Genomic DNA, 9,890 nt, shown 5'->3' with positions numbered 1-9,890 from the left:
CGCGGGGCCCCCGGGGCCGGGCGGCGGCCCCGGCGGGGGGTTGTCCGCCCGGGGGGTCGGCCGCGCCCCCGCCCCCGGCGGCCGCCCCCGGGCCCCCCCCGGGCCCCCCCCCGCCCATGACTCCCGCAGACCGGCGCAGGAGCTGCGGGCGGCAGCGGTGTTCAGGAGCCGCCGCGCTCGACGGGGATCTTGTGGCCCGCCTCGATGGCCACCGGCAGCCGGTTCTCGGCCGGGGGCAGCGGGCAGGTGGCCATGTCCGTGTAGGCGCAGGGCAGGTTCGCGGCGCGGTTGAAGTCCAGGACGACCGTGCCGTCGGCGGCGGGCGGATCGAGCGCCAGGGACCGGTTGGCGGCGTAGGTGGTGACCCCGGAGGTCGCGTCGGTGAACAGCAGGAACAGACTGCCCGCACCGCGTCCCGGGAACGCGGTCAGGGACAGCTGCTGTCCGTCCAGTTCGAACTCGACCCTGCCCGGAGCGTCGTAGACGTGCTCAAGGCCCTCGACCGCGGCGCCCACGGTGGTCGGCCGCGGTTCGTCGAAGGGGACGTACCGACCGGTCACGGCCCAGCGCGGGTCGGGCGCGTAGGCGGGAGTCCCGGTGAAGGCGGTGCGCAGCGGCGCGTCCGGGTGCCGGGGGCGGACGATGTCGTTGCCGCCCCGCTTGGCGACCTCGATGACGGCGTCTCCCCAGACCGCGTGCACGTCGCTGCGCTCGGGAAGCACGCCGAAGCGGTGTTCACCGTGCACTGGGGTTCCGTCGACGACCAGTTCCTCGCCTTCGTCCAGGACTACGACGACCCCGTCGGGGCCGGTGTGCCAGGCACCGGGTGCGTCGGGAAAGCGCTGCGGCCGGTCGTCGAGCCAGTGCTGACCGGTGATCGCCAGGAAGCCGTGCGGGTCGGCGAGCCGGGTCTCCTGGGCGCGGTACCAGTCCAGCCAGGTCTCGGTGAAGGCCTGGAGGTCCGTTGCGGTGGCCTCGGTGGTCATACGGTCTCCTTCGTGCCGCGAGGCTCGGCCTCGCGCAGGGGTACGGGGGTGGAGGTGGCTGGGGGGCGGGGGCTTGCTCAGCCGGCGAGTTCGCCGAGCAGGGTCCAGGTGCGCCGGCGGTCCGCTTCTCCCGCGATCTCGGTGCCCGAGAACACGACCTCGGTGGCGCCGGCGTCCCGGTAGCGCCGCACCTCGGCCTCGACCACCTTCTCGTCTCCGATCACGGCCAGGTCGGCGGCCCGTCGGCCGCCGGAGAGTTCGATGACGCGGGCGTAGGAAGGGATCTGTTCGTAGAACGCGAGGTTCTCGGTGGCCTTCGCCCGCACCGCGTCGACGTCGTCCGTGACCACGCCGGGCACCAGGGCCACGACCCGGGGCGCGGGACGACCGGCGGCCTCGGCCGCCGCGGTCAGGGCGGGAACGATGTGGTCCGCCAGGGCGCGCGGTCCCGCCAGATACGGCAGGATCCCGTCCGCCAGCTCACCGCTGACCCGCAGTGCCTGCGGCCCCATCGCGGCGACCAGCAGGGGGACGCCGTTCTCGGCGCCCGGGACGCGCGCCGGGACCGGGGTGGTGGCGGTGAGCAGTTCGCCGTGGAAGTCGGCCGTGCCGGTTTCCGTCAACTGCCGTAGAGCGGTGAGGAATTCACGCAGGCGGGCGATGGGGCGTTCGAAGGGAAGGCCGAAGCCGCTCTCCGTCAGCAACTTCGTGCCCAGGGCCAGACCGAGGTGGTAGCGGCCGTGTGTCGCGGCCTGGGCGGTCTGGGCCTGGCTGGAGACCAGCAGCGGGTGGCGGCCGAAGACGGGGATCGCGGAGGTTCCCACCTGCAGTCCGGGCACCTCGCGTCCGACGATCGCCGCGAGCTGGGGCGAGTCCGCGCCGAAGGTCTGCCCGAACCAGGCCGACCGCAGCCCGGCGGCCGCGGCCTCCCGGGCCAGCTGCACGGTGGCGTCGACCTGGTTCTGTGCGTCGGATGCGTTGAGTGCTACTCCCACAGTCATGTCAGTCAGAACCGATGCCTGGCGAACCCGCATTCCGCTCCCTGTGTGACAGCTTCGTGTCAGTCGTGTGTGGTGGTCAGCCGGCCTGCCGCCGGTCCGGCGCGGACCGGTGGATGAGGGGTTCACGCAGGCCGAGGTGGTCGCGGAGCGTGCTGCCGGTGTAGTCGGTGCGGTAGAGCCCGCGTTCCTGCGTACCGCACGAAGGTCAGCTGGATGCCCCCTTCCGTTGCGGCGCAGCAGCTCCAGCACCCCGCAGGGTTCGAGGGGGGCGTCGCCTGACGGGATTTCATGCCGCTGCAACGGTCCATCCCTCAACTGCCTGCTAGACATGGTGGGGTGACCCCCTCGGCGCTGTATCGCAGGCTGTCTGCGGACCTGGCGTGTCTCGACGCCTCCGCTTGTCGACGCCTCTGACGCCGCCTCCGCCCGTCCTGTCCTGCGTGACCGCTCACGGGGCATTTCTGTGCGCATCCCGCACCTCGCTCATCCCTCTCGTCTCACCCGAACCGAAGGAGAACGCGTGAGTTCGACCAGATCCCGGTCCGTCCTCGTCGTCCTGGGCGCGGCGGCGCTGCTGACCGCGTCCGTCGTGGTCCCGCAGGCCTCGGCGGCCGGCCGTACGTCCACGGCGCTCGCCTGGTACGACGCCACCGCCGACACCGTCGCGGCGGCCGGGGCGCCTACCCAGATCACCAACAGCCGTACCTGGGCCATCAGTTGGCTCGCGGCCGCCCGAGCCACCCGCAGTGTTCCCGCGGGTGTCGAACGCGGTGCCTACCAGGAGGCGGCGCTCGCCGGTGCCGTCCACCGTGCGCTGGTCACGCTCGCCCCGAGCCGTACGCAGCAGCTCGATGCGACATTCAAGGAGACCCTCGACGCGATTCCCGACGGCCCGGCCGAGCAGCGGGGCGTCGCGGCAGGAGAACACCAGGCCGACCTCGTCCTCCGGTCGAGGCAGGGCGACGGTCTCGATCCCGCGTCGGTCAACGCGCCCTACACCGTGAAGCCCGCGGCAGCCGGCATCTGGCAGCCGACACCACCCGACCACGCACCGGCGGCCCAGTACGGCAACCGCCTCGCCGAACCGTTCGTGCTCAGCACGCAGAGCCAGTTCCGGCTCGGCCCGCCTCCCGCCCTCGACTCCCGGCGCTACGCCGCCGACCTGGCCGAAGTGCGCACCTACGGCGCCGCCAACAGCACTGCGCGCAGCGCCCACCAGACCGAGACGGCCACCTTCTGGCTCGGCTCCTCCCTCACCCTCTACACCCAGCCGCTGCGTGTGGCGCTCTCCCGCACGAGCGGGGGAATCGCCGGACAGGCACGGCTCGTCGCGCTCTTCCATGTGGCACTGGTGGACACGCAGATCGCGACTTCCGACAGCAAGTACGCCTACGAGCGCTGGCGTCCCGTCACGGCGATCCGTACCGGCACCATCGACCCCGACCCCAACTGGACGCCGCTGCACACCACCCCCGCGCATCCGGACTACCCCAGCGGCCACAACACCTACGCGGGCGCCGCGGGGACCGTACTGTCGGCGCTCGTCGGGCCGCGCACCGCCCCGTTCGATCTGACCAGCCCCACCGCGCCGGGAGTCACCCGGACGTACACCGCCTGGAAGCAGCTCTCGGACGAGAACGTCGACGCCCGGGTCTTCTCCGGCATCCACACCCGGTCGGCCGACGAGGCAGGGATCACGCTCGGCACGAACGTGGCCCGATACGTCCTGCAGCACGCGGGCCGGCTCCTCGCGCCGCGCTGACCACCGGCCGCCCGGCCTCGTACGGTGGTGGGCTCAGCTCTGTCCCCGTCCGGCGCGTCAGGCGGGCGCGCAGCCCGGTCAGGCGGCCGGTCTCGGCGTCAGGGCCGCCGGCCGGTCGAGGCCGGCTCGGTGTTCGTGCAGTGGCGTTGCGGCTCCTCGACCAGGAGCTGGATGCGGCCGGCGATGCCGAGCAGGCGGATCTCGCGGAGGGCGGACGGCAGGGGAGTGGACATGGCGGGCTCCTGATCCGGGGGAGGGTCGCGTCCCGAAGAGGCGGGGAAGTTCTCGGTGTCCGCAATGCAAGACCTGCCCGAGAAGTCATTGACCAACCTGGTGGTCCTCTGCTGAACTCCCGTTCCATGAACCCGCGCGTGGACCTGACCCGGCGGCGCCACATCGATCTGGCGCACGTCTCCAGCGCGTTTTGTTGTCGCTGACCCGGTAAGTGGTCCCCGGCGGCATCCGGTGATGCCGTCCTGCGGGGTCCTCGTATCCGCGTCCTGAGCGACTCTTCTCCGGCCTCACCTCATGTCTGTCCTTCCCGGCTGAGGGAGAAGTGTCTGCGGGCGCAGTGTGCCGTCCCGTAGTCGCCGGCTGCCCCTGCGTCGCGGCCGCACCGACTGCCAAGTCCTCGTTCGGCCGCCTCGAACCGGTCGTTCACTCCCGCTCTTCACCCCTCAGCACCCAGCGGTGCGCCCGCTTCCTCCGAGAAGGGCCTCCTCATGCCTGTGTCCATCCGTAAGCTCACCGACCGCATGCGTGCGGTCACCGAAGACGTGCCGGTGGTGGCGCCATGACCGAGGTCCGTATCCCGGCCGCGGCTCTCGCCAAGCCGGTCCCGGCCGCCGAGACGACCAGGGCGCGGCAACGAGAGGTGTTCCTGCCGCGGGACGCCCGCCGCCGGACGCCGCTCACCGCACTGCGCGAGCGGCTGCGCTGGCCACTGGGCATCTACACGACCCCGGTCGTGATCCTCGTCGCCTGGGAGGTCCTCGCCCGTGCCGGAGTGCTGGCGAAGACCTATGCTCCGGCGCCGACCTCGATCGTGAAGGCCGCCGTCGATCTGTGGCAACAGGGCGTCCTCGGACCGGACTTGGCCATATCGCTGCAGCGGGCCGGCATCGGACTCGCGATCGGTCTCACGGTGGGCATCGTCACCGGCGTGCTCGGCGGGCTGCTGCGCAGCGGTGAGTTCCTGTTCAACGGCGTGGTGCAGGTGCTCAACACGATCCCCCTCCTCGCGGTGCTGCCGCTGATGATCGTGTGGTTCGGCATCGACGAGCTCACCAAGGTGCTGCTGATCTCCTTCGGAGCCGGTGTCCCGATGTATCTCAACCTGTTCGCCGCGATCCGGGGCGTCGACCAGCGGCTGATCGAGATGGCGCGCACGACGGGAGCGGGCACCTGGCGGCTGGTGACCCGCGTGCTGGTGCCCGGAGCGCTGCCGGGGTTCCTGGTGGGCCTGCGGTTCTCCCTCGCGTACAGCGTCCTCGGCCTCGTCGCCGCCGAAACCGTCAACGCGGACAAGGGACTTGGCTTCCTCATCACCCAGGGGCAGACGTATCTGCAGACCAACCAGGTCTTCGTGGGGCTGGTGATCTACTCGCTCCTCGGTCTGCTCGCCGATCAGTTCGTCCGGGCTCTCGAGCGGGTGCTGCTGCGGTGGCGACCCAGTTATGAGGCGTCATGAGCAGCACAGTCGCGACCGAGCCGCGTCGGCAGACCGGGGTCGTCGTCGAGCAGGTGGTCCGTCAGTTCGGTGACCGGGTGGTGCTCGACCACCTCGATCTCACCGTCGGCGACGAGGAGTTGGTGATTCTGCTCGGCCCCTCGGGCTGCGGCAAGAGCACCCTGCTGCGGCTGCTCGCCGGACTCGACCGGCCCGACGCGGGCCGGGTGGAGGTCCCGGCGCGGCGAGCGATCGTCTTCCAGGCCGACCGGCTGCTGCCCTGGCAGCGTGTCCTGCGCAACGTCACGCTCGGCCTGCACGGACCCGACGCGGAACAACGCGCCCGCGAGGTGCTCGCCGAGGTCGGCCTCGCGGGCCGGGAGAAGGCCTGGCCCAAGGAGCTCTCCGGCGGCGAGGCCCAGCGGGTGTCGCTCGCGCGGGCCCTGGTCTCGGAGCCCGAACTCGTGCTGCTCGACGAGCCGTTCGCGGCGCTCGACGCCATCACCCGGCTGCGCATGCACGACCTCGTACGGGCCCTGCGCACCAAGCACCACGCCGCCATGCTGCTCGTCACCCACGACGTCGACGAGGCGATCGCCCTGGCGGACCGCATCGTCGTCATGAGCAACGGCCGCATCGGCACCTCGCACGAGGTGCGGCTCTCTGCCGCGGACCGCGAAGCGAGCATCGCCCGCGAGGAACTGCGCGCCCGGCTCCTGGAAGACCTCGGCCTCGCAGGCCAGCACTGAACCACCCCCGACACCCTCACCCAGCACAGAAAGCACACGACATCCCATGCGTGCAATTCGCAAGAGAACCAGCCCAGTCGTCGGCGCCCTCGGCGCGCTCGCCCTGGCGGGCACCCTCGTCGGCTGCAGCTCGTCGTCGGACACCGCCGCGCCGCTGAAGAACGCCGTCGACGCGAGCGAGGCCAAGCACCCCGAGTGGAGCAAGTACACCTTCACCGTCGGCGACAACGGCGGTGACGGCAGCGAGGCCCTGGCGAAGCTGACCGGGGTGTTCGACAACGCCCCGTACAAGGTGAAGTTCGCCCGCTTCACCTACGGCCCGCCGCTGGTGCAGGCGGCGGCGTCGGGCGACATCGACCTGGGCAGCGTCGGCGACGTACCGCCGATCACCGGGGCCGCGAAGGAGTACGGCTTCAAGGTGGTCGCCGTCAACCGGTCGCTCAGGCCCGACCAGGCGGGGGAGAACATCATCGTGCCGAAGGGCTCGACGCTGAAGACGGCCGCCGACCTCAAGGGCAAGAGGATCGCCGTCCCGCAGGGCAGCTCGGCCCACGGCCTGGCCCTGAACGCGCTGAAGAGCGTCGGCCTCACCCCCAAGGACGCCAAGCTGGTCTTCCTCGACCCGGCGGCCGCCGCGACCGCCTTCAACACCGGCAAGGTGGACGCCTGGTCGATCTGGAACCCGCAGTCGGCCATCGCGGTCAAGAACGGCGCCCGGATCCTGGTGAAGGGCCTCCCGCCGATCGACCAGACCAGCAGCTACTACGTCGCCAGCGACACGTCGCTGAAAGACAGGACCAAGCGCGCGGCGCTCACGGACGTCCTGAAGAGGCTTTCGCGGGAGTTCGCCTGGGCCGTGAAGAACCCCGACCAGTACGCGAAGGCGCTCTCGCAGGAGCAGGGCATCCCGCTCGCCGACGCCAAGGCGTCCCTGGCCGCCTACTCGAACCGGGTGACTCCGGTGGTGCCGGCGGACACCGCACTGGAGCAGAAGCTGGCCGACGCCTTTCTCGACGCGGGGCAGATCACCAAGAAGGTCGACGTCAAGTCGATCGTCGACAACCTCCTCCCGGCCGGCTACGACAGCTCCAAGCTGAAGGTCACCTCATGAGCGCGAGACGTCGGCTCCACCTCAACGCCTTTCTGATGGAGGCGGGCCACCACGAGGCAGCATGGCGGCTGCCGCAAAGCAACCCGCGGGCTGACTTCGACCTGCGGCACTGGATCGAGCTGGCGCAGCTGGCCGAGAGCGCCAAGTTCGACTCGCTGTTCCTCGCGGACGGCCCCGCGCTCATCGGCACCGGCGAGTTCCGCCCGCCGGGCCAGCTCGAACCGCTGACCCTGCTGACCGCGCTGTCCCAGGCGACCAGCAGGATCGGCCTCATCGCGACCGTGTCGTCGACCTACAACGAGCCCTACAACCTGGCCCGCCGGCTCGCCTCCGTGGACCACGTCAGCGGCGGCCGCGCCGGCTGGAACATCGTCACCTCGGCAGGCGCGGACGAGGCCGCCAACTTCGGCCTCGACAACCGCCCCGACCACGCCGAACGCTACGCCCGCGCCGACGAGTTCCTGAAGGTCGCCAAAGCCCTGTGGGACAGCTGGGAGTCGGAGGCCGTCGTCGCGGACCGCAGCACGGGACGCTACGCCGACCCCGAGCGGCTGCACCGGCTCGATCACCAGGGCAGGTACTTCAAGGTGGCGGGCCCTCTCAACGTGGAGCGCCCGCCGCAGGGGTACCCGCTGCTCGTCCAGGCCGGCTCCTCCGAGGACGGCAAGGACTTCGCGGCGCGTCACGCCGAGGCCATCTTCACCGCGCACACGACGTACGAGCGGGCGGCCGCCTTCTACGCCGACATCAAGGCCCGCACCCGGGCCGCGGGCCGCGACCCGGACGGTGTGATCGTCCTGCCGGGCATCGTCCCGTACATCGGGTCGACCGAGGCGGAAGCCCGGGCGCTGGCCCGGCAGTTCGACGAGCTGCGGGTCCCGGAGTACGGGCTGCGCCAGCTGGCCGCCGTGTTCGAGACCGAGCCGTCGGTCTTCCGACTCGACGAGCCACTGCCCGACTTCATCCTCGCGAGGCCGAAGCTGGAGGGCTCACAGAGCCGTTCCGACCTGATCATCGACCTCGCGGTGCGCGAACAGCTGACGGTCCGGCAGATCATCTCCCGGCTCGGTGGCGGACGCGGCCACTTCGAGTTCATCGGCACGCCCGAGCAGATCGCGGACACGATCATCGCCTGGTTCGAGGGCGGCGCGGCGGACGGGTTCAACATCATGGCCCCCGCCCTTCCGTCGGGCCTCGCGGCCTTCGCCGAGCACGTCCTGCCGATTCTGCGCGGCAAGGGCCTGTTCCGCGAGGAGTACGAGGGCACGACCCTGCGCGAGCACTACGGGCTGCCGGTCCCGGCGAACCAGTTCCACGCCTGACCGGCCCTCCACGGGCGACCCGCTCACGACTCCCGCCGCTGTCACGAGCCGCAGCGGCGGGAGTCGGCCGCCGCTGCCGCGGATCACTGGGCGCTTGCGGCGGGACGTACGACGATCTCGTTGACGTCGACCTGCGGAGGCTGGGAAAGGGCGTAGGCAATGGCTTCTGCGATGGCGGAGGCGGGCAGCGCCACGGCGCGGTAGGTCTTCATGGCCTCCCTGGCGGCGGGGTCGGAGATGCCGTCGGCGAGTTCGGACTCGGTCACGCCCGGGGAGACGAGAGTGACCCTGATGTTCCCGGTGGACTCCTGGCGCAGTCCTTCGGAGACCGCGCGTACGGCGAACTTCGTCGCGCAGTAGACGGCGGCGGTGGGAGAGACCTCGTATGCGCCGACGGAGGCGATGTTCACGAAGTGCCCGCCACCCTGTGCGCGCATCGCGGGCAGGGCGGCGGCGATGCCGTGCAGGACTCCCCGGACGTTCACGTCGATCATCCGGTCCCACTCGTCGGTCTTGAGCGCTTCCATCGGTGAGAGCGGCATCACCCCGGCGCTGTTGACCACCACGTCCACTCGGCCGTAGCGCTCGCGGGCGGCGGACATGAAGGCCCGGACGTCGGCGGCGTCCGTGACATCCAGCCGCCGGAACGCCGCGGTACCGCCCGCGGTGGTGATCTCCTCGGTCAGCGCATCCAGACGATCGGCGCGTCGTGCCCCGAGGAACAAGCTGTGGCCATCGGCGGCCAGCCGGCGGGCGGTGGCCTCTCCGATCCCGCTGCTCGCTCCGGTGACGACCACGACCTTGGCTGCCTCTGTCATGCCTGCATTTCCTCTCGGTGGAGCACCAGGTGCTCGTGGAAGAGCACACCGTCACGGATGTCGCCCGTCGCGGTGAACCCGGAGTCGTCGACGTAGTCGATGTGGCTGCCGGTCACCGTGTAGCGGCCCGTGTACGCCCTGATCCGGTGTCCGCGGGCCTCTTCGTACCGGCCGTCCGCCCGCAGTTCCTGGCGGATGTGACCGTCCGCGGTGACCCACATGCCGACCACGTCGGCATGGCCGTCCTCCGTGTTTCCTGTCATGACGAACTCCCCTCGTCCATGGGTGCGGATCTGTCTGCCCGACCGAGTCTGGACAGGTGGAAGGCCGCCGACCAGGACGTGGGTTTGGGGGGGGGGGCGCCCCCCCCCCCCCCCCCCCCCCCCCCCCCCCGGCGGGGGGGGGGGGGGGGTTGGGGGGGGGGGGGGGGCGGGGGCGGGGGGGGGGGGGGCCGCCCCCCCCCCCCCCCCCC

The 9,890-nt window shown here is 71.4% G+C and carries 10 protein-coding genes; 5 read left to right on the top strand and 5 right to left on the bottom strand.

Features of this window, described 5'->3' with window-relative positions; all coding sequences use genetic code 11:
• Window positions 1–161: 161 nt before the first annotated feature.
• Both ACFY1E_RS20630 and ACFY1E_RS20625 read right to left on the bottom strand, forming a co-directional pair.
• Window positions 162–986: a DUF1684 domain-containing protein gene (locus ACFY1E_RS20630; protein WP_389077880.1), complete on the bottom strand. Its 825-nt coding sequence runs from the start codon at window positions 984–986 to the stop codon at window positions 162–164.
• Between the two features lie 77 nt (window positions 987–1,063).
• On the bottom strand, window positions 1,064–1,987 hold the full coding sequence (locus ACFY1E_RS20625) for an LLM class F420-dependent oxidoreductase (protein ID WP_389077878.1): 924 nt from the start codon (window positions 1,985–1,987) through the stop codon (window positions 1,064–1,066).
• A 520-nt stretch (window positions 1,988–2,507) separates the two neighbouring features.
• Here ACFY1E_RS20625 and ACFY1E_RS20620 point away from each other — a divergent pair.
• The gene (locus ACFY1E_RS20620; RefSeq protein WP_389077875.1) at window positions 2,508–3,749 is read left to right on the top strand and encodes a vanadium-dependent haloperoxidase; all 1,242 of its coding nucleotides are present in this window, start codon (window positions 2,508–2,510) and stop codon (window positions 3,747–3,749) included.
• A gap of 98 nt (window positions 3,750–3,847) precedes the next feature.
• Here the strand turns inward: ACFY1E_RS20620 and ACFY1E_RS20615 are convergent, their stop codons facing one another.
• A complete protein-coding gene (locus tag ACFY1E_RS20615; RefSeq protein WP_389077874.1) occupies window positions 3,848–3,982 on the bottom strand; it encodes a hypothetical protein in 135 nt (44 codons plus the stop codon).
• 560 nt (window positions 3,983–4,542) lie between these two features.
• Here ACFY1E_RS20615 and ACFY1E_RS20610 point away from each other — a divergent pair.
• The 4 genes from ACFY1E_RS20610 to ACFY1E_RS20595 are packed head-to-tail and all read left to right on the top strand — an operon-like array spanning window position 4,543 to window position 8,600.
• A complete protein-coding gene (locus tag ACFY1E_RS20610) occupies window positions 4,543–5,439 on the top strand; it encodes an ABC transporter permease (protein WP_389077871.1) in 897 nt (298 codons plus the stop codon).
• Window positions 5,436–6,167, top strand: coding sequence for an ABC transporter ATP-binding protein (locus ACFY1E_RS20605; RefSeq protein WP_389077869.1), 732 nt, complete (start codon window positions 5,436–5,438; stop codon window positions 6,165–6,167). The genes ACFY1E_RS20610 and ACFY1E_RS20605 overlap by 4 nt, the downstream gene beginning before the upstream one ends.
• 46 nt (window positions 6,168–6,213) lie before the next feature.
• Window positions 6,214–7,278, top strand: a complete 1,065-nt coding sequence (locus ACFY1E_RS20600) for an aliphatic sulfonate ABC transporter substrate-binding protein (RefSeq protein WP_389077867.1) — start codon at window positions 6,214–6,216, stop codon at window positions 7,276–7,278.
• Complete coding sequence (locus tag ACFY1E_RS20595; RefSeq protein WP_389077864.1) at window positions 7,275–8,600, top strand: LLM class flavin-dependent oxidoreductase; 1,326 nt, start codon at window positions 7,275–7,277, stop codon at window positions 8,598–8,600. Before ACFY1E_RS20600 ends, ACFY1E_RS20595 begins: the two co-directional genes overlap by 4 nt.
• An 83-nt stretch (window positions 8,601–8,683) precedes the next feature.
• On the opposite strand, the gene ACFY1E_RS20590 is transcribed toward ACFY1E_RS20595, so the two are convergent.
• The gene (locus ACFY1E_RS20590; protein ID WP_389077862.1) at window positions 8,684–9,418 is read right to left on the bottom strand and encodes an SDR family oxidoreductase; all 735 of its coding nucleotides are present in this window, start codon (window positions 9,416–9,418) and stop codon (window positions 8,684–8,686) included.
• Window positions 9,415–9,681 carry an Atu4866 domain-containing protein gene (locus ACFY1E_RS20585; RefSeq protein ID WP_389077860.1) on the bottom strand — a complete coding sequence of 89 codons (267 nt, stop codon included), beginning with the start codon at window positions 9,679–9,681 and terminating at the stop codon, window positions 9,415–9,417. Before ACFY1E_RS20585 ends, ACFY1E_RS20590 begins: the two co-directional genes overlap by 4 nt.
• Window positions 9,682–9,890: the final 209 nt, after the last annotated feature.

The sequence above is a fragment of the Streptomyces sp. NPDC001604 genome (assembly GCF_042893475.1).
GTDB lineage: Bacteria > Actinomycetota > Actinomycetes > Streptomycetales > Streptomycetaceae > Streptomyces.
Note: the sequence above shows the minus strand (reverse complement) of the source record. Positions and strands in the feature narration are given on the sequence as shown.